Source organism: Collinsella aerofaciens (genome assembly GCF_901212495.1).
Taxonomy (GTDB): Bacteria; Actinomycetota; Coriobacteriia; order Coriobacteriales; family Coriobacteriaceae; genus Collinsella; species Collinsella aerofaciens_H.
In genome coordinates, this window is sequence record NZ_CAAKNY010000031.1 from 88,047 (window position 1) to 111,093 (window position 23,047).

The 23,047-nt window shown below is 64.4% G+C and carries 17 protein-coding genes and 1 tRNA gene; all 18 read left to right on the plus strand.

What is annotated here, in order from left to right; all coding sequences use genetic code 11:
• The 18 genes from SFLMC1_RS03475 (at position 1) to SFLMC1_RS03560 (ending at position 22,942) form a co-directional block, all read left to right on the plus strand.
• Complete coding sequence (locus SFLMC1_RS03475) at positions 1-1,773, plus strand: NADH-quinone oxidoreductase subunit C (RefSeq protein WP_152073956.1); 1,773 nt, start codon at positions 1-3, stop codon at positions 1,771-1,773.
• 1 nt (position 1,774) lies between these two features.
• Positions 1,775-2,491, plus strand: a complete 717-nt coding sequence (locus SFLMC1_RS03480) for a formate hydrogenlyase complex iron-sulfur subunit (protein WP_152073955.1) — start codon at positions 1,775-1,777, stop codon at positions 2,489-2,491.
• Positions 2,492-2,493: 2 nt separating this feature from the next.
• Positions 2,494-3,276 carry an NADH-quinone oxidoreductase subunit B family protein gene (locus tag SFLMC1_RS03485; protein WP_118259010.1) on the plus strand — a complete coding sequence of 261 codons (783 nt, stop codon included), beginning with the start codon at positions 2,494-2,496 and terminating at the stop codon, positions 3,274-3,276.
• A complete protein-coding gene (locus SFLMC1_RS03490) occupies positions 3,277-3,858 on the plus strand; it encodes a formate hydrogenlyase maturation HycH family protein (protein ID WP_152073954.1) in 582 nt (193 codons plus the stop codon). It begins immediately after the preceding gene.
• Entirely contained in the window at positions 3,858-4,361 is a 504-nt protein-coding gene (gene hycI, locus SFLMC1_RS03495) for a hydrogenase maturation peptidase HycI (protein ID WP_152073953.1), read from the plus strand. Before SFLMC1_RS03490 ends, hycI begins: the two co-directional genes overlap by 1 nt.
• 39 nt (positions 4,362-4,400) lie before the next feature.
• Positions 4,401-5,240 carry a formate/nitrite transporter family protein gene (locus tag SFLMC1_RS03500; RefSeq protein WP_152073952.1) on the plus strand — a complete coding sequence of 280 codons (840 nt, stop codon included), beginning with the start codon at positions 4,401-4,403 and terminating at the stop codon, positions 5,238-5,240.
• A 122-nt stretch (positions 5,241-5,362) separates the two neighbouring features.
• The gene (locus SFLMC1_RS03505; RefSeq protein ID WP_152073951.1) at positions 5,363-7,480 is read left to right on the plus strand and encodes a molybdopterin-dependent oxidoreductase; all 2,118 of its coding nucleotides are present in this window, start codon (positions 5,363-5,365) and stop codon (positions 7,478-7,480) included.
• Between the two features lie 51 nt (positions 7,481-7,531).
• Positions 7,532-8,989 carry an L-seryl-tRNA(Sec) selenium transferase gene (selA, locus tag SFLMC1_RS03510; RefSeq protein ID WP_197036676.1) on the plus strand — a complete coding sequence of 486 codons (1,458 nt, stop codon included), beginning with the start codon at positions 7,532-7,534 and terminating at the stop codon, positions 8,987-8,989.
• The gene (gene selB, locus SFLMC1_RS03515) at positions 8,986-10,953 is read left to right on the plus strand and encodes a selenocysteine-specific translation elongation factor (protein WP_152073950.1); all 1,968 of its coding nucleotides are present in this window, start codon (positions 8,986-8,988) and stop codon (positions 10,951-10,953) included. The genes selA and selB overlap by 4 nt, the downstream gene beginning before the upstream one ends.
• Before the next feature lie 455 nt (positions 10,954-11,408).
• Positions 11,409-11,505, plus strand: a tRNA-Sec gene (locus SFLMC1_RS03520).
• 155 nt (positions 11,506-11,660) lie between these two features.
• Entirely contained in the window at positions 11,661-12,293 is a 633-nt protein-coding gene (locus SFLMC1_RS03525; RefSeq protein WP_187323845.1) for a molybdenum cofactor guanylyltransferase, read from the plus strand.
• Positions 12,294-12,308: 15 nt separating this feature from the next.
• A complete protein-coding gene (locus tag SFLMC1_RS03530) occupies positions 12,309-12,704 on the plus strand; it encodes a DUF3343 domain-containing protein (protein ID WP_152073948.1) in 396 nt (131 codons plus the stop codon).
• Between the two features lie 258 nt (positions 12,705-12,962).
• Entirely contained in the window at positions 12,963-14,318 is a 1,356-nt protein-coding gene (gdhA, locus tag SFLMC1_RS03535; protein ID WP_152073947.1) for an NADP-specific glutamate dehydrogenase, read from the plus strand.
• A gap of 295 nt (positions 14,319-14,613) precedes the next feature.
• Positions 14,614-17,241 carry a transglutaminase domain-containing protein gene (locus SFLMC1_RS03540; protein WP_152073946.1) on the plus strand — a complete coding sequence of 876 codons (2,628 nt, stop codon included), beginning with the start codon at positions 14,614-14,616 and terminating at the stop codon, positions 17,239-17,241.
• 225 nt (positions 17,242-17,466) lie between these two features.
• On the plus strand, positions 17,467-17,769 hold the full coding sequence (locus tag SFLMC1_RS03545) for a hypothetical protein (RefSeq protein WP_152073945.1): 303 nt from the start codon (positions 17,467-17,469) through the stop codon (positions 17,767-17,769).
• Positions 17,766-18,674 carry a hypothetical protein gene (locus SFLMC1_RS03550; RefSeq protein ID WP_152073944.1) on the plus strand — a complete coding sequence of 303 codons (909 nt, stop codon included), beginning with the start codon at positions 17,766-17,768 and terminating at the stop codon, positions 18,672-18,674. Before SFLMC1_RS03545 ends, SFLMC1_RS03550 begins: the two co-directional genes overlap by 4 nt.
• 534 nt (positions 18,675-19,208) lie before the next feature.
• Positions 19,209-20,111: an FAD binding domain-containing protein gene (locus tag SFLMC1_RS03555; protein ID WP_187323846.1), complete on the plus strand. Its 903-nt coding sequence runs from the start codon at positions 19,209-19,211 to the stop codon at positions 20,109-20,111.
• Complete coding sequence (locus SFLMC1_RS03560) at positions 20,111-22,942, plus strand: molybdopterin-dependent oxidoreductase (RefSeq protein ID WP_152073942.1); 2,832 nt, start codon at positions 20,111-20,113, stop codon at positions 22,940-22,942. Before SFLMC1_RS03555 ends, SFLMC1_RS03560 begins: the two co-directional genes overlap by 1 nt.
• Positions 22,943-23,047: the final 105 nt, after the last annotated feature.

Sequence of the window (23,047 nt, forward strand, 5' to 3'; positions counted from 1 at the left end):
ATGATTGAAACTGAGAACAAGGTGTATGCCCGTCGCTGCGAGAGCCATGTCGAGGCCCTGCGCCGCGCCGTTCCGGGCTGCATCGAGAAGGTCGAGTGGCAGTGCGAGGACCAGCTGACGATCACCGTCAAGCAGGACAAGCTGCCCGAGGCCGTCCACTACCTGTACTACGAGCGCTACGGCTGGATTCCCGTGATCGTCGGCAACGACGAGCGCAGTCTGTGCGGCCGCTACGCCGTGTACTACGTCATCTCCATGGAGGGGGAGGATCCCGGCTGGGTGACCGTGCGCACCGAGGTCGATCCCGCCAAGATGACGTTCCCGTCCGTGACGCCGTTCGTCCCCGCCTGCGTGTGGGGCGAGCGCGAGCTGCGCGACATGTTCGGCCTGATCCCCGAGGGTCTGCCCGACCGTCGTCGCCTGGTGCTGCCCGACGATTGGCCCAGCGGCCTGTACCCGCTGCGCAAGGACTCCATGGACTACCGCTTCCGTCCCGCTCCCGCGAGCGACATGGAAAACTACGAGTTCTTGGCCGACACCAAGGGCAAGGAGACCACGCTCGTCCCCATGGGCCCGTTGCACATCACCTCCGACGAGCCCGGCCACTTCCGCCTGTTCGTTGAGGGCGAGACGATCGTCGACGCCGACTACCGTCTGTTCTACGTGCACCGCGGCATGGAGAAAGTCGCCGAGACGCGCCTGAACTATGACGCCGTGACGTTCCTCGCCGATCGCGTCTGCGGCATCTGCGGCTGCGCCCACTCGGTGGCCTACGCCGAGGCCGTCGAGCGCGCCCAGGGCATCCATGTGCCGCCGCGCGCCCAGTACATCCGCGCCATCATGCTCGAGGTCGAACGCCTGCACTCGCATCTGCTCAACATTGGCCTGGCGTCGCACTACACGGGCTTCGACTCCGGCTTCCAGCAGTTCTTCCGCGTCCGCGAGAAGTCCATGGACCTGGCCGAGAAGCTCTCCGGTCACCGCAAGACCTACGGCCTCAATGTGATCGGCGGCGTGCGCCGCGACATTTTGGCTGAGCAGAAGCTTTCCACGCTCACGACCATCCACCAGCTGCGCTCCGAGGTCTCTGAACTCGTCGACGTGCTGCTCTCCACGCCCAACTTTATCGAGCGTACGAGTGGCATCGGCATCTTGGACCGCAAGATCGCACGCGACTTCTCGCCGGTCGGCCCGCTCATGCGCGGTTCGGGCTATGCCCGCGACGTGCGCTTTGACCATCCCTTCGACGGCTACGCCGATCCGGATATTCAGAAGATGCACGCCGCCACGGCCGACACCTGCGATGCCTTCGGCCGTACCGCCGTTCGCATCCAGGAGGTCTACGATTCGATCGACATGATCGAGACCATGCTCGAGAACTGCCCGTCGGGTCCCATCCTCACCACGGATTGGGAGTACACTCCGCACAAGTACGCCATCGGCGCTACCGAGGCGCCGCGCGGCGAGGACGTGCACTGGGCCATGCTCGGCAATAACCAGAAGTGCTACCGCTGGCGCGCCAAGGCCGCCACGTACAGCAACTGGCCGGTCCTGCGCTACATGTTCCGCGGCAACACCGTGGGCGACGCGGCGCTGATCGTCGGCTCGCTCGACCCGTGCTACTCCTGCACCGACCGCGTGACGGTGACCGATGTCGCCGCCAAGTGCGACCACGTGCTCGACAAGGAGCAGTTCGAGAACGTCTGGCGCGACAAGTCGCCGCTTGCGGGCGAGGGCACCATGGCCGCCCCGCTCGATGAGGAGGCGCTCTAATATGCTGAAGCTTTGGAAGGTTAACGCCAGGGCCGGCGACGCGACGGTCAAGTACCCGTTTGCGCCGCTTCCCACCAACAAGGACATGCGCGGCAAGCCCGAGCACAACGCCGAGCTCTGCATCGCCTGCGGTGCCTGCGGCGTGGCATGCCCGGCCGATGCCATTCGCATGGACACCGACCTTGCGGCCGATACCATCACCTGGTCGATCGACTACGGCCGCTGCATCTTCTGCGGCCGCTGCGAGGAAGCCTGCCCCATGGAGGCCATCAAGCTCACCGAGGAGTTTGAGCTGGCTGTTATGAGCAAGGACGACCTCACCAGCAAGAGCGTCTATACGCTCGAGCACTGCTCGCGTTGCGGCAAGCCGTTTGCCCCGCACAAGGAGATCGACTACGCCAAGCGCCTGCTGCAAAAGGCCGGCGGCATGGAGGCCATCCAGGCTGCCCGTACCGTCGGTATGTGCCAGGAGTGCAAGCGCGAGCTCGACGCCCTGCGCGCCGCGTCGGCCGTCAAGACCGGCAACGCTGCCGGCATGGTCGTCAACGAGACGCTTTCGTCCGGCGAGCCCCAGGGCCCCGGCATGGAGTATCTGGGCGGCCACGGCGTGAACCCGGAGTATATCGACCGCGAGCTCAACCCCGATGCGCCCGAGATTCCCGCCGGTCCGGCGCCGGTCGAGGGCATCATCATGGATTTTGAAACGAAGGAGGAGTAACCATGGCCGAACCCACGCTTTTGCCCGAGCGGCTTCAGTACCGCCCGACCAAGATCGAGCTCGACGAGAGCATCGAGAAGGCCAAGGCGACCCTTCTTAAGAAGATCAAGCGCTCGGTGTACGTCTACCGTGTCGACTGCGGCGGCTGCAACGGTTGCGAGATCGAGATCTTCGGTTCCATCACGCCCGTCTTTGACGTCGAGCGCTTTGGCATCAAGGTCGTGCCCTCGCCCCGTCACGCCGATGTGCTGCTGTACACCGGAGCCGTGACGCGTGCCATGCGCATGCCGGCCCTGCGCGCCTTTGAGGCCGCACCCGACCCCAAGATCGTGGTGTCCTATGGCGCGTGCGGCTGCACCGGCGGCATCTTCTACGACAACTACTGCGTCTGGGGCGGCACGGACAAGATTCTGCCGGTCGATGTCTACATACCCGGCTGCCCGCCCAGCCCCGCGCAGACCATCTACGGCTTTGCCATGGCGCTCGGTCTGCTGGACCAAAAGCTCCATGCCGAGACCACGGTGGAGGCCACCGGCGAGCAGGCCGATATCCTGCACCCCGGCGTGCCGTATAAGCTGCGCGTTGCCATCGAGCGCGAGGCGCGCGCCATGAGCGGCTACCGTTACGGCCGTGACCTGGCCAACGAGTTTATGGACACGCTCGAGGGTGCGCCCAAGGGCGATATCCGCGGTGCCATGGCGCTACTCATCGACAAGCAAGATGATCCTCGCCGTGTTGAGGTCTACTCGGCGTTGCAGGATCTGGTGCTGGCCGGAGGTCGTTAGATGGAGCTCACGGACCGCTCTGGTTACTTTGCGGGCCCCGGCATGCTCGGCGGCTCTTTTGGCGATGCCTCGCGCGCAAGCGACGAGGCCGCCGAGGGCGTCGCCGACCCCTGCCTGGGCCACGCGCCCGACCAGGTGGTCTTCTACGAGCTCACGCGTAAGTTTGTGGAGACCGAGGAAGACGTTCCCCAGGAGGCCTGCGACGTGCTGTACTACACGCTCGCCGTGGGCCACCACACCGGCGTGCTCGATTGCTTTGAGCCGCGCCTTTCGGTGCCGGTGAACGTGTTCTATACGCTTATCGACGCGCTGCCGGAGGGGGAGGCCAAGACCAAGTTCGAGGCCATCCGCTCCTTTGGCGAGTGCCAGCTCGACAAGGCGGCGGTGCCGTCGCTGCTCGAGGCCTGCGACACACTGCTCGACGAGCGCGGTTTTCGCGGGTCGGCCAAGGCCGGCATCTCGGTGTTCGATGACTACTTTGGGCTGCATGCCCAGCAGGTCGCATTCTTAATGAAGTTTCGCGATCTGGTTGAGCGCGTGCGCGATGTGTCGGGCGTGTATCTGACGGGAAGGTTGCAGTAATGGGTCGCGTTGTGGATGGACGTGTGAACGGCGCCCCGTTTGCGGGTATCGTGCTCACGGCGGGGAGCGTGCTGCGCGCCGACGATGCCGCCGGCCCCGTGCTCTCCAAAAAGATGGAGGACGCGCCGCTTGCCGGTTGGTACACCATCGACGGCGGCCAAACGCCCGAGGACGACATCATCGAGATCAAGCGCGAGCGTCCGCCGCGCCTGGTGTTGGTCGATGCCGCCGACATGGCGCTGCCCGTCGGCGCCATCCGCCTGCTCGACAAACGCGATGTGGCCCGCAAGTCGATGTTCACCACGCATTCGCTTCCCTTGTCGATTCTGATCGAAGAGATTGAGCAATCGTGCGAAGATATCGTCTTCATAGGGATCCAGCCGGGCGATACGGAGTTCTACAACCCCATGTCCCCGGAGGTCTTTGACGCCGTCGACGCCGTGTACGACGCCGTGGCCGCCAACGACTTTTCCCACTTTGTCCGCTTGGGGCAGGAGCTATAGCAGCACTTGCCTCTGCTGAATAGGAAAGAAGTGATTGACATGGCAGATTCCAAGGTGGAGTACCCCGCTCCCAATTGCCTGGCGCCCGCCGCGATCGAGGCCAAGACCGAGGCCGCCGGCGTGACCAAGGCTAACCTGCCGGTCTCAAAGGCCGTTGTCTTGGCAATGTTCGCCGGCGCGTTTATTGCCTTCGGTGGCCTGTTCTTTACGGTATTTTTGAGCGACAGCACGCTGGGCTGGGGTGCCCAGCGCGTCGTGGGCGGCCTGTGCTTTTGCCTGGGCCTGGTGCTGGTGCTGGTGTGCGGCGCCGAGCTGTTTACCGGTAATTCGCTTATGGTCTGCGCGCTCAAGAGCAAAAAGATCACCCTAGTCCAGATGCTCAAGGCTTGGGTCGTCGTGTGGGTCGGCAATTTTGTCGGTGCTCTGTTCATCGTCTTTTTGGTGTACATGGCCGGCATCTATAAGCTCAACGGCGAGGCGGTCGCCAACTCCATGGTGAGTGTTGCCGCCGGCAAGGTGACGATCGACTGGGTGACGATCTTCTTCCGCGGCATCCTGTGCAACATCTTTGTGTGCCTTGCCGTGTGGATCGGTACTGCCGGCAAGACCGTGGTCGATAAGGTCGTGGGCATTCTGCTGCCCATCGCCGCCTTTGTGGCCTGCGGTTTTGAGCACTGCGTTGCCAACATGTACTTTTTGCCCATGGGTGCCGTGATGCACGCGTGCGGCTATGGTGCCGAGGTCGCCGGTGCCGATGCGCTCAACGCCGCGGGCATTGCGTTTAACCTGTCCGCCGCCACGCTGGGCAACATCGTGGGCGGCGCGGTTCTGGTCGCGCTCGGCTACTGGTTTATCTTCGCTAAGAAGTCCGAGGCGTAAGGTACCGTCTGTATGACGTTGGGCCTCCCGCGGGGCGTTGCCGTGCGGGAGGCTTTTTGGGTCTAGGGCTCGTTGCCGGGCTGTTGACCTGTTGTGTTTGACTGGTGAAAGGGGTAATCGAGATGGCATCTGCTGTGGAGTGTGACGGTCGCGCCGTGGTGACCACGTGCGGGGGATGCTATGCCGATTGCGCCTTTGCGGCACGCGTCGAGGACGGTCGCGTGGTGGCCGAGTTGCCGGTGTCGGGGCACCCGTGCGCGGCGCGTGCCCTGTGCGCTCGCGGACGCCATCGCCTGGCCCTGCCGTTTGACGAGCGCGACCGCATCGTGCACCCCATGCGCCGCCGCCAGGATGGATCGGGGTTTGATGCGATTACCTGGGATGAGGCGTTTGCTCAGATTGCAGAGCGTCTTTTGGGGATTGTTGACGAGTGCGGGCCTCGTGCGCTGGGCATGACACTCGGCGTGCCCTCGTTCGACCGCTACTGGGCGTATCGCCTTATGCATGCGCTGGGTTCGCCCAACGTGTACGGTGCCGATGGCGCTTGCGAGGTAAGCCGGCTTACCGGTTGGGAGCACAGCCTGGGCTACAGCCCCGCCTCCGACCTGTCACATACCGATTGCATCATGTATTTGGGGCGTTCCATTGTCGATTCGTCGACAATGGGGGCCGTTGATGCGCTCAACGATGCGCGCCGGCGCGGGGCGAAGATCATCGTGGTTGACCCCCGGCGCAGCGGCTCGGCCGCGCTTGCCGACCGCTGGCTGCGCGTGCGTCCCGGATGCGATCTGGCGTTGCTGCTGGGTATTGCCCATGTGCTCATTGCCGAGGGCCTGTACGATCACGAGTTTGTTGCCCGCTATACCACGGGCTTTGACGAGCTGGCGCAGGCGGCCCGTGCTTGGACGCCCGAGTGGGCCGAGTCGATGTGCGACGTGCCGGCTGCAGAGATTGTCGCCACGGCGCGCGACCTCGCATCCGCCGCGCCTGCCGCCGTGGTGGATGCGGGCTTTCATGGCGGTATCGGTATCGCGTATGCCAATAGCACCCAGACCGCGCGCGCTATCTGCCTGGTCGATGTGCTGCTGGGCTGCATCGGACACGCGGGCGGTGCCCTCAACCCGCCCACGCCGCTTGCGCTGGGCGACCTCGATCCCGCACGCTTTGCGACGCCGTCGGTGCCGCGCGGGCCCAAGCTGGGGTCCGACCGCTATCCACTGGTCGATCCGGTGCGCGGCCTGTGTACGACCATCGGCCAGTCGATTCTTGCCGGCGATTTGCGTGGGCTCATCGTCTATGCCAGTAACCCCGGTGCGGGCTATGGCAATGCGCAGGCTTGGTTGGGTATTTTGCAGCAGCTCGACTTGCTCGTGACGATTGATATTCGCTGGTCCGAGACAGCACGTGCTTCTGACTTCGTGCTGCCCGACGTGACGTATCTGGAGGCCGATCGCGGTGTAGGCACGGTCGTGGGCGCCAACGATTCGCGGGTGTTCTACCGCAACTCCGTGCTGCCCGTGCAGCATGACGATACGCGTCCCGGTCGGGAGATCTTTGCCGGTCTGGCACAGGCCTGTGGCGTGGGCGAGTGCTTCCGGTTTACGTCCGATGATCTGGCGGCTGCCCAGGTGGCGCCCTTTGGGATCGATCTGGACGAGCTCAAGGAGCGCGGTTGGGCCGACACGGGCGTCGCGCTGCCGTCGCGTACGGGTGAGCCGGCGATTCCCTTGAACGGCGGCAAGATTGCGCTGGCAAGCGCCGTGTGGGAGCGAGCCGGCATGGGTCGTGTGCCCGACTGGATCGCGCCCATGGTTGAACCCGGTCCGGGGATGTTTCGCCTCATTAGCGGTAACCGTCCCTTTGAGTCGCATACCTCGCGCAGGCTCGCGGCGGCTGGTGCTGCCGAGGCGGGTTCCGACTTGGACGCCGTGCAGATGAATGCCGATGCTGCTGCGCGCATGGGTATCGCCAATGGCGAGGTCGTCGAGCTTGTGAGCGACATGGGCCGCGACCGCGTGCGCGTGGAGACGACGCCGTATCTGCATCCGGCGTGCATCTTTACGTCGGCTGCTCCCGGTGGGCGTTCGTTTGGCACCGGCGCGGATGGCGCCCATGCGCTCGGCGTTGGCCCGCTCGACCATACGCCGCTGCACTGGGATCCCATTACGGGCGCTGCGCTCACCCAGGAAAATGCCGTTCGCGTGGAAAAGATTGTCGCGCGCGGGGATAATGACGAGTAATTGACTCAGCTGATGTATTCGGCTGATCCACGTTTCTTTGAAAGGCCGCACATGAGCGATAGCCAGAACATGTCCGATGAGGTTCGCGCCCGCCTGCGCGCCATTCCTTCCGTCAACGAGCTGCTTGCCGAGTGGCCGGTGGTGAAGGCGGCGGGGGAGACCTGCGATGCGGTGGTGCATGCCGCCGTCACGGCCGAGCTCGACGAGGAGCGTGCCGCCATTCGCGCCGGTGCCGATCCGCGCTCTAAGCGCGAGCTGGCATCGGCCATTGAATTTCGCGCGCATCGTTCTGCGCTGCCGAGCCTGCGCCCCGCAGTCAACGCCACGGGTGTGGTCATCCATACCAACCTGGGTCGAGCCCCGCTCGCGGAATCGGCTGCCAAGGCCGTGGCCGAGGTCGCGCGCGGGTATAGCACGCTCGAGTACAGCGTCGACACCTGTTCGCGCGGGTCGCGCAAGGAGCACGCTGCGCAACTGATCCGCTCGCTCACCGGTGCCGAGGACGCGCTGGTCGTCAACAACAATGCCGCCGCGGTACTGCTGGTGCTTGCCGCCCATGCCGCAGGCAAGGAGGTCATCGTCAGCCGCGGCGAGCTGGTCGAGATCGGCGGCAGCTTCCGTATCCCCGACGTTATGGAGGCCTCGGGCGCCAAGCTCGTCGAGGTCGGGGCCACCAACCGCACGCACCTGTCGGACTACGAGCGCGCCATCACGCCCGATACGGCCATGATCCTCAAGGTCCATCCTTCCAACTATCGCATCGAGGGCTTTCACGAGGAGGTGGGCTCTCGGGAGCTTGCCGCTCTGGCCCACGAGCATGGCCTGCTGTTCTACGAGGACCAGGGGTCGGGCGCGCTCCTGTCCGATGACATCCTGGTGCGCGGCGGCGAGGAACCCACGCCGGCTTCGGTCGCGGCGGGGCTCGATCTGGTGTCGTGCTCGGGCGATAAGCTGCTCGGTGCCGCACAGGCGGGCATTATCATGGGCCGTCGCGATCTGGTCCAGGCCTGCGGGTCGCATCCGCTCATGCGCGCCCTGCGCCCGGGCAAGTTGGCGCTTGCGGCGCTCGAGGCCACACTGCGCATCTACATGGACGGTGCCGACGTGGCCCATCGTGATATTCCGGTGCTCAGCATGCTTACGCTGCCGCAGGCTCATCTGGAGCGTCGTGCCCGCAAGCTGCGCGATCGTATGGTTGTTGGGCTCGATAAGGCGGGTTGCCCGTGCGCCGTTCAGGTGGAGATCGTCGAGGAATCGTCGACCCCCGGTGGCGGCTCGCTGCCTACCGTGGAGCTGCCCACGATGTGCGTGGCCGTCTGCCCGGTCGACGGGCGCCTGTCCGTCGACGCGCTCAAGCGCTCGCTCGTCCAAGACTTCGATACGCCGGTCATCACGCGCGCCTCGCACGACCGCATTCTGTTTGATGTGCGCACGCTCGTGGGCGACCGCGATATCGAGACGGCGGCATCGACGCTCGTTGCGTGCGTTGAGAAGGCGATTGCTCGATGAGTGAGGTTCAAGCGCTGGTGGAGTGTCCCGTTATCGTTGGCACGGCGGGCCATGTCGACCACGGTAAGTCGGCGCTCATCGAGGCACTGACGGGTAAAAATCCCGACCGCCTGGAAGTTGAGCGTCGTCGCGGCATGACCGTGGAGCTGGGCTTTGGCGAGCTGGCGCTGCCGAGTGGCAAGATCGTTGGTCTGGTCGACGTGCCGGGCCACGCGCATTACTTGCGCGCCATGGTGCAGGGTGCCACGGGTATCGACGTGGCCGTGCTGGTGGTTTCGGCCGTCGAGGGCGTGATGCCGCAGACCCGCGAGCACGTGCATGTGCTGGAGCTGCTGGGCGTTACGCATATGGTGGTCGCGCTGACGATGTGCGACCTGGCTGATAGCGAAATGATTGAGTTGGCCGAGCTCGACGTGGGCGATTTTCTTTCGGATACCGTGTTTGCCGACGCGCCGATGGTGTCGGTGTCGTCCAAGACCGGCGCGGGGATCGATGACCTGCTGGCTGCGCTCGATGAGCAGGTTGCCGCTTGCTGGGATGCCTGCCGTACCCGTGCCGAGCTCACCGATGGCACACCGCGTTTGCCCATCGACCGCTGCTTTACGATCAAGGGCGTCGGCACCGTCGTGACGGGAACGCTGCACGATGCGCCGGTTGCGGTGGGCGACGAGCTGATGGCTTTGCCGTCGCGTACGGTCTGTCGCGTGCGCGGGATTCAGGTGCATGGCGAATCGCCGCGGGCGTTGCCCGGTCAGCGCGTGGCGCTCAACCTGGTTGGCGACGGCGTCGCGGCACTTGACCGCGGCGAGATGTTGGGCGTGGCAGGCCGTTTTGGCCAGACGATGCGCTTTATGATGACGTTTGCGTATTCGGGTCGCGAGGGAGCCAAACCGCGTGTGCTCGAGTCGGGTGCGCGCGTTCACGTGATGGCGGGCACGGCCGAGGTTGTCGGCCGTATCATGCTCATGGAGGGCGAGGCCCCCATGGCGGTGGGTGAGACCCGTATTGTTCAGGTGCGCTTGGAAAACTCGCTGCCGCTACGTGCCGGAGACCATGCTGTGGTGCTGTCCTATTCGCCCGTGATGCTTATTGGCGGCGGGCGCGTGTTGCTTTCGCGCTGCCGTCGCTCGCGCGAGCTTTCGGCGGGGGAGCGCACGCTGCTTGCAGCGCTTGAGGCCGGCGATATCGCGGGCGGTGTGGGCGCTTGGTTGGCGCTGCAGACGCTGCCAGTCCTGGTTGCCGACGTTGCCGCGGCGCTAGATCTTGTTTCCGGTGAGGCCGATGCCGCGCTGAACGAGTTGGTAGCGCGAGGTGTTGCTTGCAAGCTTGCCGGCTCGGACGGCACGCTGTATGCGAATGCCGCCATGCTTGACGCCGCGATGGAAGTCCTGGCGATGACCCTGACCGCCATGCACGCGGCGGCTCCCAAGGAGACGGGCTTTACGCCTGGCGCCGTCGCCCATGCTGCTTGGCCTGCCGCAGATGAAGGTGTTGCCGCGGCTCTGATTGCCGAGGGCTGCTCGCGTGGCGTGTGCGCCGCCGAGGGCGCCGAGGTATTCGATCCACACTCGGCCGCCGCAGCCGCTCGCGTGGTGCACGAGGCCTGCGACCGCATTGTGGTGCTGCTCGATGGGGCCGGTCTCGATGCGCCGCCGCTGCCCGAGGTGGGTGAGCGACTGCAGCTCGACCGCGACATCATGACGCGCGCTCTGCGCGAGCTTTCGCTCAACCGTTCCATCGTGAAGATCGAGCGCGATGTTGCCTTGTCCGCCGCCGTGGAGACGCATGCGCGCGAGATTGTCGCCGCCGCTATCGAGGCTGCCGGCGGCGCTGCCACCACGAGCGTGCTGCGCGAAGCCCTGGGCGTGTCGCGCAAAAGGGCTATCAGCATCTTGGAGCACCTGGATGCCGTGCGCTTTACGGTGCTCGACAAGGAGGCCGGCGGCCTGAGGTCCCTGCGCTAGGCCGATCGTCCGCCCTCGCCTCTTCAGTTGCGGTGAAATAGTTCCTGTTTTCCGGTTTAGATGCCTCTTCCAGGAACTATTCCACCGCAACTTTGAGGGTGGCCAGCTGAAGCTGGCCACCTTGAGCCTTGAATCGGGCCGGTCGCCACGAAAGGGGCCTATCTACTACGTTTAAGTGACCACCCTCGACCATGCCAAAATCCGCAAAAGTAAAACCGCAGGTAGACGACTTGCCATTTATATGAAAAAGCGGGTATGGTCAACCCCTGCAGGTTAAACGTAGTAGATGGGCCGTTTTCGTGGCACGACACCGGGGTAGTCTTTTTGGGACGGGGCTTTTTTAGCTGCCCTATGTCAAATATGTCTTAAGCTTTGAGGGCTCCGGATAGGGCAGCTAAAAAAGCCCCGTCCCAAAAAGACTAGCCTGCTCGGTTTGGTAAAATACCGGCGCACTTGGGAACGGATGGGCTCCGGTGGGCTCCGCGGTCCTCAAAACCGTTGCGAGGCGTGCAAAACGTCTTGGATGTGTTCGATTCACATACGTTCCCGCCATACGTTACCAGCGCTTTTGTGCTCGCGATCTTGCTGCGTGCCGCAAAGGCGCTGTTTTGTTTTTGCACGGGCTTGCCGTGCCGCTCGCTTTATCGGCGACGGTATTTGGCTTCGTGTGTCGGATTTTGAGCATGCCGATGGGGGTGGTTTGCCGTATGACTACCGTAAGACGGGCCGATCTTTCGTGCGTCGTTCAGGCGGGCGGGATGTCCTCGCGCATGGGCCGTGACAAGGCACGGATGTTGTTTTGCGGCGAGCCCTTGATCGAGCGCGTGCTGGGTCGGCTGGCTCAGGTTGCCGGCGAGCTGGTCGTGACGACGTCGCGCCCTTGCGAACTTGCCTACCTTGAGGAGCTTATGTTTGATGGCCTGCGTCCCCGCGTGGTGATGGACATCGACGGCCCCGCCGGTGCCATGCGCGGCATCGCGAGCTCGTTGGCCGCGGCCCGATTGCCGCTCGTGGCGATCGTCGCCTGCGATATGCCGTTTGTCTCGCCGGAACTCGTCGGCGCGCTTGCCGATCGTGTCGAGGCCGAGGCGCTCGACGTGTGCGTGCCGCGCGAGGAGCGGGGGATTGAGCCGCTGTGCGCCGTCTGGCGCCGTGACGCGTGTGCGCCGGCTTCCCAAGAGCTGCTCGCCTGCGACCGCCAGCGTATTCGCTGCCTGATCGATCGCGTTCAGGCTGGCTATATGGATGAGCCGCAGATCGTTAAGGCCGCGGGCTCGACGCTTTGCTTTGAGAACGTCAACACGCCCGAGGAGTTTGCGGCGGCCGAGCTACTCGCCTAGACGATTGGAGTTGCCATGTCTCACGATATTTGCCCCGACACGGGAGAGCTCTGCACTTGCGATGGGTCCGAACTCTGTACCTGCGGTTGCGGTGGTTGTGGACATACTGCGGAAGAGGAAGCGGCCGCCGCGGCGTATCGCGAGGCACACCGCGAAGGCTCGTCCGGTGATGCTCTCGACCACGAACGCAAGATCATTGTGTCGTTCGACAGCACCTTCGATGTGATGGAATGTGAGCAGTTGTGCCTTGCCGCCGGTGTGCCCGGGCGCATCATGCCATTGCCGGGCTCCATTACCGCTGGTTGCGGCCTGTGCTGGGTCATGCCGTTCTCCGGCGATGCCCTCGCCGCCTTCCGCGCTGCCACCGAAGGCCGCATAACCCCCGCCGACTACCATCAGCTCGTCCTCTAGCCACTAACACCACTACAGAGGTGCCTGTCACCAATGTGGCGGGTTTGGAACATGTGGACGAAACAGCTTCGAAACACGCGATTTGTTCGTCATGTGCTCAAAAACGCTTCTACCTGCATCGTAATCAAAACGAAACATCTGCTTGTCGGCTTATGCGAAACTTTGCTGCAACATTGCGATATGATCCATACTTAACAAAGCTCGCGGTGCCTGGGGTGCCGCGGCCGACACTTTTCGTTTCCCATCATTGGAGGAAGCATGAGCTACACGCAGAAAGTTCTCGAAGAGCTCAAGGCCCGCTATCCCGAGCAGCCTGAGTTCATCCAGGCCGCGACCGAGATTCTCGGCACCATCCAGCCGGCGCTCGACGCCCACCCTGAGTATGAGGAGGCCGCCCTGCTGGAGCGCCTCGTCGAGCCCGAGCGCATCGTCATGTTCCGTGTTCCCTGGGTTGACGACCAGGGCAAGGTTCAGGTCAACCGCGGTTACCGCGTCGAGTTCAACTCTGCCATTGGACCCTACAAGGGCGGCCTGCGCTTTAACCCAACGGTCACCCTGGGTATGCTCAAGTTCCTGGGCCTGGAGCAGATCCTCAAGAACAGCCTGACCACCCTTCCCATGGGCGGTGGCAAGGGCGGCTCCGACTTTGACCCCAAGGGTAAGTCCAACAACGAGATCATGCACTTCTGCCAGTCCTTCATGACTGAGCTCTATCGCCACATTGGCCCCAACACCGACGTTCCCGCCGGCGACCTTGGCGTTGGCGGCCGCGAGGTTGCCTACATGTTCGGTCAGTACAAGCGCCTGACCAACGAGTGGACTGGTGTCCTTACCGGCAAGGGCCTCTCTTTTGGCGGCTCGCTCGCCCGTACCGAGGCCACCGGCTATGGTCTGGTCTACTTTGTGGACGAGTACCTCAAGAGCCGCGGCGACTCCTTCGAGGGCAAGAACGTCGTCGTTCACGGTTCCGGTAACGTTGCTATCTACGCGGTCCAGAAGGTCGCTCAGCTCGGCGGCAAGGTTCTCGCCTGCTCCGATACCCACGGCTGGGTCGAGGATCCCGACGGCATCGACTACACCATGCTCGAGCATGTCTACAACAAGAAGCGCTCCGGCCACGACAAGGGCGTCACGCTCGCCATGTACGTTGACGAGAAGCCCAACGCCGTGTGGCACGAGGGCGACGGCCGTGGCGTGTGGCAGCTGCCCTGCGACATCGCGCTGCCCTGCGCCCGCGAGAACACGCTGCTGCTCGAGGACGCCCAGGCGCTCGTCGCCAACGGCTGCAAGGTGGTCGGCGAGGGCGCGAACATGCCCACGACCATCGAGGCCACGACTTACTTCCAGGAAAACGGCGTCGCCTTTATGCCCGGTAAGGCTGCCAACGCCGGTGGCGTGCTTGTGTCCGGCCTGGAGATGAGCCAGAACGCCGAGCACCTGTCCTGGACCTTCGAGGAGGTCGACGGCAAGCTCGAGCAGCTCATGCGCGGCATGTTCCACAACGTGGACGACACCGCCAAGGAGTACGGCGAGGAGGGCAACTTTGTCATGGGCGCCAACATCGCCGGCTTCCTCAAGGTGGCCGACGCCATGCTGGCCCAGGGCATCGTGTAGCTCACACGCTTTGCAGCATGCCCCTGCCGCCCGCGCGGCGGGGATTCGGGATGGGAGGCCCTCGGGTCGCCCTTCTTTTATTCACCTCTCATGGCCCGCGGGCGACTGGCGTCAACCGTTAAGAACAGGTAATCGGTAACCGGTGGTCATGTGTCGAACGTACCATCGGCCCTATACTTATCCGAATCGTTTTGGGAACGTTCACATCTTGTGTTGGACGAGTCATCGGACGGCCTCCCCGGTCCCCGCGCGTTCGTGGGGCCGGCGCGCGGCCACCCGGGAAAAGGGGGAAGGCATGAGCGAGAAAGCGAGCAAGGGGCGCAAGCCCGTCCGACCGGGGACGCCCGTCCCGCCGGCGGGCGCCGCGACATCGCCTGCGGCCGACGAAGAGAAGCCGGTTGAGGAGCAAGGGGCCGTCGCCTCGGACGGTGCCGCCACTGGCGGCGCGTTCGGGGAGGCGGCTCCCGACTTCAACGACTACGGCGGCAAGCCCAAGAAGCGCCACCGTGTGCTCAAGGTGGCCGCGATCGTCCTCGTTGTCTGGCTCGCGTTCACGGGCGTGCGCTTCTTCATCGAGTTCGGACCCTTCCGCCAGCAGGCGGCGCAGCTCTCCATGGGCGACGCGTACTCCGACAACCTGAGCCCCGACAAGTACGACCTGCAGACGCCGCAGCGCGATCTCGAGCCCGACCACGAGTTCGACTTCGATCTGGACGACGGCGTGGACCTGGGCCTCGAGAACATCGGCGACGAGGCCACCGGCGACTACCAGATCGCGGACGCCACCGGCTCCGCGCGCGTCTTCGCCGATGGCGCCCTCACCGAGGAGATCCCCATCCAGGTCACGCAGGTGAACGACGACGGTAAGAACGAGCTCCAGGTGGAGCCGACGTTCGTCACGTGCCGCGACAAGTCCAAGGGCTACGACGACGTGGACGGCGACGACGTCTTCCACAAGGACACCCTCAAGGGCGCGTGGGGCCGCTGGTACGGCTTCGGGGGCTATTACCTGGTGCGCTACATCGGCTCGGACGGCAAGAAGCTCGAGAAGCCCCAGGTCACCTACTTCACCGTCAAGGACGACGTGAACGCGCCCGAGAACCAGCTCGCCGCCCCACAGAACCTGCAGTTCGCGGTCCAGGACGACGGCGGCCTCGGCATCTCCTGGGACAAGGTTGACGGCGCCAAGAAGTACAAGGTGTACATGAAGACGGTGGACCCCACGGTCTCCGATCCCTCCCAGGGCGTCGAGCTGTCGCTCCTCGCCACCACCACGGACACGAAGATCAACACGCTCGACTACGACCCCGAGTCCAAGAGCTCCCAGCAGCGCGCCGCCGACGACGCTGCCAAGTGGGGCGACGCGGGCGCCTCGAACTACCACCAGAACTACCAGTTCGACGACCTCGTGATCGGCGATGACGAGGACGCGATCTACTACAACCGCGAAAAGGTCAAGCAGGGCGCACAGGGCCTCGAGGTGGCGTACGCCCCTACGAAGGACAAGGTCAAGGCCACGTCCATCACCGTCGTGGCCGTGGGTGACGGTTCCGATGACCAGCAGTCGCCCTTCCAGTTCAAGAGCATCAACAACCTGCTGAGCCAGATCCCCGTGCAGGACGCCATCAACGTGAACAGCGACTGGGCCCAGCAGGCTCCCGACTCCCGCGCCGATCCGAAGGCGTACCTCGCCCACCGGCTCATCACGTACGTGACCATGGCGGACGGAACCGCGGCTTCGATCGTGAACGACATCGACGTCTCCAAGATGACGAGCACGGACAGCAGCATGATCGAGGGCGCGGACGAGAGCGATCCCTCCACCTGGTCCAAGCGATCCTACACGCGGATCGAGATTCCCTACAAGGTTCGGAACACGCTCATCACCAGCACCTTCACGCTGGACGGCACGGACTGGCCGGGCGGCGCGGACGAGATCGAGAAGGCTGCCGACGAGCAGCTCACGGCCATGGCCAAGGCGAACCCCGCTGTCGGCTCGCCGCAGCGCGCGAACTTCGACAACGACGTGGACTGGGCGGCCATCCAGAAGTCGACCAAGGCCGTGTCTGAGCCGGCCGACGTTCCCTATCCCGTCTCCGGCAGCTCCGACTACGTGAAGTTCGTGGCGAGCAACATCATGGCCGGCAACATGTGCCTGGACATCACCAAGTACGCCACCCAGGCGGGTGCGCCGGACATCACCGACGTGGTCGAGGAAGCCTGCGCCCAGAACCCGATGACGATGGTGTGGCCCGGCGGCATGAGCGTGAACGAGCGCACCGAGGGCGACAAGGTCACCGTGGCGCTCTACATTAACGGCCTGAACGCCGAGGGCGAGGACAACGACATCCCAGCGCTCAACAAGAAACGCGAGGAAACCTACAAGGTGATCAAGCAGATCGTGGCCGACGCCGTGCAGGACGGCATGTCCGACGCGGATAAGGTCAAGGCGCTCGACGCCGCCCTCTCGAACCGCCTGTTCTACGACTGGGACAGCTACTACCTGAACTCCGGCCAAGGGGATAAGGCCGACGTCGACCCGATGGACGTCTGGAAGCACCGCGGCTACGCCGCCTACGAGCTCCTCGACGACAACCGCGTGGTGTGCTCGGGTTACGCCGCGATCTTCAAGGCCTGCGCCGACGAGGCGGGGGTCAAGAGCCTCTACGTGACGGGTACCGTGCCGCCGCAGCCGGGCTCCAACAACAACGGCCACGCCTGGAACCTCGTGAACGTCGACGGCACCTGGAAGGTCGTGGACGTGACCTGGGACGACACGGACCAGGGCGACAACCAGTCCGACGGCCAGTACCTGATGCTCGACCAGAAGGACCCGAAGCTCGACGGCCGCGTGTACGATAAAGACGCGCTGCTGGATTCCGTGGTGGAGGACTACGTGGATCCGAGCCGCCTGGCCGCGTAGCGCGCCCTCGGCCCCGTTCTCCGCCAAGTGCCGGTGCCAAGCGATCGGGTATGCCCGGCGTCGCGCACCCGTGCTCCCGCACCGCCGGCGCCAGGTGAAACCGATTCGCCTGGCGCTGGCGGCGCTCCGGCGCTTCGGACCTGTCATCTGGATAAGGTATGCACCCCTTTTCCTCCTCACCTGTTCTGCTATCATATGCAGACCGATGTGGTCTGGGCGGTCATCATGCTCGTGCTGGTGCTCGCGGTCTATATAGCACTCTCCCGGCGCGGGGTGTTTAGGAACTATGGCGAGGATACCGGGTGGAAGCACTATGCTGCCAGGGGAACGAAGTGGGTGGTGATCATCTCGATGGTCTATCTGCTGTTGACGGGTGGCGCGGCAGTGGCGTTCCAGTTCATGGGGATGAAGACGCTGTTCGGTGCTAATCGCTCCGAGCCGGCTTCCGAGCAGACTGCCGATGCCCGGAGCGTGAAGAGCGCCGTCGTGCCCGACGTCCTCCTTGCGCGCTCGGAGGATCTGCGATGAGGGGCAACGCGACGGGCATGCTCATCGGCGCTGCCGTCGCCGCCGTCATCGTCGCCCTGATCATGTTTCTTGCCGGCGGGGTCTTCGCGGACATCGGCGACGATCTGGGCCCGCTGGTACTGGCGCCGTTTGTCTCCATCGCGTGCACGATTCCCTACGCGGCGCTCTTCGTCCACCGCGGGCAGCGCGCCCTGGAGGCGGACCTCACGGACGATGACGCCTTCCGCGCCCAGGTCGGCCGCGTGCGCCGCACGCGGTGGATCGGCCTGGGGCTCTGCGTCATCATCGCGCTCTCGTTCGCCGTTCCCACCGCTCTTGGCCACATGGACGGCTATGGGCAGAGCGCCATCGAAGCCTTCCAACATTTGGATGAGAACCGGCGCGACTACGACGAACGGTACGGCGCGGGCGCCTACGAGCGCGACCTCAAGGCCTCCGGCCTCTCGCAGGGCGATTTTGACGACATCACCTTCGGCACGAACCTGCACGAGGTGATTCGCATGGTCGTGAACCCGCTCGCCTTGGGCAACGAGGTATTCTGGGGCGCGCTGTTTTGCTGCGTGATTGCGGTTGGCGGCATCGAGGTCGCGGTGGCCAAGCTGGCGTTCGACCCGCAGATCAAGGCGCTGCAGTCGGCGCATAAGGAGGAGGGAGCCAGCGCGGGCGGCCCGGATCTTCCCGAAGACGTGGCCGCTCTGCTGACCCGCGTGGGCAACACACCGGGTGTTCACGCGCGGCCGCTGTGGGAACCGGGGTCGGTCGGCTCGCCGCGCGCGGATGCGGTAAGCTCGCTCATCCAGAGCGTCGGCCTCTCCCACGTGCGCCAGGGCCTCTTCTGCGGCCTGGCCTTCTTCATCTCCGTGGTCCTTTCGCTAATCGGCGTCTTCCTCGGCCTGGTCGACTAACTCACCTGAACGATGGAACCAGAGCCGATCTTTCACCGAGCCGCTACGCAAGGCGGCTCGTGCTGAAAGAACGTCTCTGGTTCGATTTTGCACGCGTTGACTGGGGCGTTGGCGGTTCTGTATGATGTATGCATGCAGAACGCATGCAATGTGCGAGGAGGGCAACTTTGTCATGGGTGCCAATATCGCCGGCTTCCTGAAGGTCGCCGACGCCATGCTCGCCCAGGGCGTCTGCTAAATCTTCGCTCGATATAGCCCAACGCGGCATCAGCTGATGCGCCTAAGGCTCCCGACCATATCGGCCGGGAGCCTTTTTGATCTTTTGAGGATGGAGAATAACGTGCCATTTCCCTCGGCTCGGCACCGCCCTTAACTTGCGGTGAAATAGTTCCTGTTGTGGGCTTCTGGGCCATAAAACAGGAACTATTTCACCGCAACTTATGGATGGGAGGGAGGTTTTTGTGCTGTGGAAGGTCGCGGCCCCTCGTTTGGTACACTTAAACGTACTGGACAAGTGAAGAGATGGGGGAGAACGTGCTCAAGTTCGGTACCTACGTCCGTGTTGGAAACGCGGCCGAAGCCTATGAGCTCTTGCAGAAAAACCGCAACAACAAGATTGTGGGCGGCGGCATCTGGATGCGCCTGGGTTCGCGTCGTGTGGCGACGGCGATTGACCTTTCGGCCTGCGGACTCGATCGGATCGAGGAGACCGAGACCGAGTTTCGCATCGGTGCCATGTGCACCCTGCGCCAGCTCGAGCGCCATGTCGGGCTCAACGCGCTTGTCAACCATGTCTTTGAGTTCGCCGTCCACGACATCGTGGGCGTTCAGCTGCGCAACACCGCCACGGTGGGCGGCAGCATCTACGGCCGCTTTGGCTTCTCCGACGTGCTCTCGGCCTTTTTGGCGCTCGATTCGTACGTTGAGCTAACGGGGGCCGGTCGCGTGCCGCTCGCCGAGTTCGTGGACATGGGCTACGTGCGCGACCTGATCGAGCACGTCGTGGTCGTTAAGCACGACTACCGCGCGAGCTATGAGGCCGTGCGCAAGGCCGCGACCGACTTCCCCTCGCTCAACGTCACCGCTGCCTGGTGGGACAACAGCTGGCATGTCACCGTGGGCGCCCGCCCGCTGCGCGCGACCCTGCTGCAGGGCGAGGCGTGCGGCCTGGTGAACGAGCGGCCTTCCGAGGACGAGCTGCGTGTCCTTGCCGCGTCCGTACGCGCACTGAGCTACGGCACCAACCTATGGGGCTCGGCCGAGTACCGCCGTCGCATCTCGGCGCCGCTTGCCGTGCAGGCCGTGCGCCGCGCCGCCGGCATCGAGCTTTCGGCCGCACTTGCCCGCGAGCTCGAGGGCGTGCAGATACCTCAGTTCGCCACGGACGAGTATTCCTGCCGCCGCGTGCCCGGCGTCGATTCTAGCGAGGTGCGCTAATGGCTGCCAAACTCATCGATCTTTCCTTTACGCTCAACGCCCGCAAGGTCAAGGTTCAGATTGCCCCCGACACCATGCTCTTTGCGCTTTTGCGCGAGCAGGGTTGCGCGTCGGTGCGCTGCGCCTGCGAGACCACCAACTGCGGTCTGTGCACGGTGTGGCTCGACGGCGACCCGGTGCTGAGCTGCTCGGTTCCCGCCGCGCGCGTTGAGGGCCGCTCCATCACCACGCTTGAGGGTCTCAAGGCCGAGTCCGAGGCACTGGCCCGTGCGATGGCTGCCGAAGGCGCCGAGCAGTGCGGTTTTTGCGCCCCCGGCCTCATCATGAATGTGCTGGCGCTTGCCCGCGCCGCCAAGGAGGACGCGAGCCTCGTCGTCACGCGCGAGGAGCTGTCGCGCCAGCTCGCCGGCAACCTCTGCCGTTGCAGCGGCTACGAGAGCCAGCTGCGCGCCATCGTCCGCTTCCTCAACGAATCTGGCGTACAGGTGGGCTTCGAGATGCCCGAGCTGCCGGTCAATAACACCAGCTACGACGGCGTCACCTACAAGCAGATTACCCACAAGCAGCCCAAGAAGGACTCGAAGGCGCTGCTCGAGGGCCGTCCGGTCTATACCGGCGATATGGTGCCCGCCGGCGCGCTCATCGTCAAACTCAAGCGCAGCCCCTATGCCCGCGCCAAGATCCGCTCCATCGACACCTCGCGCGCCCTGAAGGTGCCCGGTGTCGTGGGCGTCTACACCTACGAGGACGTGCCCAAGCGCCGCTTTACCATTGCCGGTCAGAGCTACCCACAGCCTTCGCCCTACGACCGCTTGATCCTCGAGAACCTCGTCCGTTACCAAAACGAAGAGGTGGCGATCGTCGCCGCCGAGACCGAGGAGGCCGCCGACAAGGCGCTCAAGCTCATCAAGGTCGACTACGAGGTGCTCGAGCCGCTGCTCGACTTTACCCAGGCACTCGATAACGACATCGTGGTCCACCCCGAGGGCGACGTGACCTTTATGTTCCCCCAGGGCGGCGATGTCCCGCGCAACCTGGTGTGCAGCGGTACCAGCGATTATGGCGACCTGGACGAGGCTTTCGCCCAGAGCGATATCGTCTTTGAACGCACTTACACCAGCCAGGCCACGCAGACCGCGCCCATGGAGACCTTCCGTGCCTTCGCGACGACCGACGCGTTCGGCCGCATCTCGGTGACCACCTCCACGCAGGTGCCCTTCCACGTGCGCCGCATGGTCGCGCAGTCGCTCGACATTCCGCAGTCGCAGGTGCAGGTCATCAAGCCGCGCATCGGTGGCGGCTTTGGCTCCAAGCAGACGGGGTGCTGCGAGATCTTCGTGGCATTCGTGACCCAGCAGACTGGCCGTCCGAGCTATTGCTGCTACACCCGCGAGGAGACCATCACCGCGGGCAACTCGCGCCACCAGATGCAGATGACCGTTAAGCTGGGCGCCATGAACGACGGCACCATCACGGCCATCGATCTGCATACGCTGTCCAACGCCGGCGCGTACGGCGAGCACGCCACCACGACGATCGGACTTTCGGGCCACAAGAGCCTACCCATCTACAACCATGTGAAGGCGAGCCGCTTTAGGTGGGACGCCGTCTACACCAATACCAACCGCGGCGGCGCGTATCGCGGCTACGGTGCCACCCAGGGCCAGTTTGCCGTGGAGAGCGCCGTCAACGAGCTCGCCGACATGCTGCACATGGACCCCGCCGACCTGCGCCTTAAGAACATGGTGCACGAGGGGGAGATCATGCCGCAGTACTACAACGAGAAGCTCAACGCCTGCGCGCTCGACCGCTGCCTGCTGCGCGCGATGGATATGATCGGCTGGCGCGACAAGCCGCTGGCCGTGGACCTGGGCGACCGCGTGCGTGCTCTGGGCTGCGCGCTCACCATGCAGGGCTCGGGCATTTCCAACGTGGATATCGCCGGCATCGACATGCGCCTGGAAGAGGACGGCTTCATTACCATCGGCACCGGCGCCACCGATAACGGCATGGGCGTCGACACGATCCTGGCGCAGATTGCCGCCGAGGAGCTGGGCGTGGAGAGCTCGTTGATCGTGGTGCGCGGCGTAGACACCGACGTGTCGCCGTTCGACGCCGGCTCGTATGCGAGCTCCGGTACCTACGTGACGGGCCTTGCCGCCAAGAACGCTGCGGCCGAGCTGCGCGAGAAGATTTGCGCCAAGGCTGCCCAGATGTGGGACGTTGACGCCGCCGACGTGGCCTTCGACGGTCAGTACGTGCGCCTGTCCGACGAGCGCGCCGCTCGCGAGCGCGGTCGCTACCTTACGCTGCGCGACTTTGCCAACCTGTGTGTCAAGAACATCGCGGGCGGCGACGCGCTGACCTCGCACGCCTCTGCCTGCCTGCCCGTTTCGCCCCCGCCGTTTATGGCCGGCATTGCCGAGGTCGAGGTCGACAAGGCCACCGGCAAGGTGACCGTGGTGGACTACGCGGCGGCTGTGGACTGCGGCACCGTGATCAACGAGGCGCTCGCGCGCGTCCAGGCCGAGGGCGGTATTGCCCAGGGTATCGGCCACGCGCTCTACGAGATTGTCGAGCATGACGACCGCGGCCGCCTGCGTACCGGCAACTTTATGAGCTACAAGCTGCCCACGCGCCTGGATATCGGCAGCATCCGCGTGGCCTTTGAGCCGAGCTACGAGCCAACGGGTCCGTTTGGCGCCAAGTCGATCGGCGAGGTCGTCATCAACACGCCGCTCGCCGCCGTTGCCTCGGCCGTGGCGCACGCCACCGGCCACCAGGTCCGCTCGCTGCCCATCACGCCGGAGAAAGCGCTGCTGGGGGAGTAGGCGAGGCGCGGCTGTCGCCGCTCTTTGACAAGCCCGGAGAAACTGCAGCCCACTTTTCGACCGAATTGTGGGCTGCAGGGTAGCTAATTTGGGACGGGGCTTTTT

Excerpts from the sequence above, each read along its gene's own strand:
- SFLMC1_RS03475 (WP_152073956.1), top strand. The coding sequence starts at position 1 with ATGATTGAAACTGAGAACAAGGTGTATGCCCGTCGCTGCGAGAGCCAT.
- SFLMC1_RS03480 (WP_152073955.1), top strand. The coding sequence starts at position 1,775 with ATGCTGAAGCTTTGGAAGGTTAACGCCAGGGCCGGCGACGCGACGGTC.
- SFLMC1_RS03485 (WP_118259010.1), top strand. The coding sequence starts at position 2,494 with ATGGCCGAACCCACGCTTTTGCCCGAGCGGCTTCAGTACCGCCCGACC.
- SFLMC1_RS03490 (WP_152073954.1), top strand. The coding sequence starts at position 3,277 with ATGGAGCTCACGGACCGCTCTGGTTACTTTGCGGGCCCCGGCATGCTC.
- hycI (WP_152073953.1), top strand. The coding sequence starts at position 3,858 with ATGGGTCGCGTTGTGGATGGACGTGTGAACGGCGCCCCGTTTGCGGGT.
- SFLMC1_RS03500 (WP_152073952.1), top strand. The coding sequence starts at position 4,401 with ATGGCAGATTCCAAGGTGGAGTACCCCGCTCCCAATTGCCTGGCGCCC.
- SFLMC1_RS03505 (WP_152073951.1), top strand. The coding sequence starts at position 5,363 with ATGGCATCTGCTGTGGAGTGTGACGGTCGCGCCGTGGTGACCACGTGC.
- selA (WP_197036676.1), top strand. The coding sequence starts at position 7,532 with ATGAGCGATAGCCAGAACATGTCCGATGAGGTTCGCGCCCGCCTGCGC.
- selB (WP_152073950.1), top strand. The coding sequence starts at position 8,986 with ATGAGTGAGGTTCAAGCGCTGGTGGAGTGTCCCGTTATCGTTGGCACG.
- SFLMC1_RS03525 (WP_187323845.1), top strand. The coding sequence starts at position 11,661 with ATGACTACCGTAAGACGGGCCGATCTTTCGTGCGTCGTTCAGGCGGGC.
- SFLMC1_RS03530 (WP_152073948.1), top strand. The coding sequence starts at position 12,309 with ATGTCTCACGATATTTGCCCCGACACGGGAGAGCTCTGCACTTGCGAT.
- gdhA (WP_152073947.1), top strand. The coding sequence starts at position 12,963 with ATGAGCTACACGCAGAAAGTTCTCGAAGAGCTCAAGGCCCGCTATCCC.
- SFLMC1_RS03540 (WP_152073946.1), top strand. The coding sequence starts at position 14,614 with ATGAGCGAGAAAGCGAGCAAGGGGCGCAAGCCCGTCCGACCGGGGACG.
- SFLMC1_RS03545 (WP_152073945.1), top strand. The coding sequence starts at position 17,467 with ATGCTCGTGCTGGTGCTCGCGGTCTATATAGCACTCTCCCGGCGCGGG.
- SFLMC1_RS03550 (WP_152073944.1), top strand. The coding sequence starts at position 17,766 with ATGAGGGGCAACGCGACGGGCATGCTCATCGGCGCTGCCGTCGCCGCC.
- SFLMC1_RS03560 (WP_152073942.1), top strand. The coding sequence starts at position 20,111 with ATGGCTGCCAAACTCATCGATCTTTCCTTTACGCTCAACGCCCGCAAG.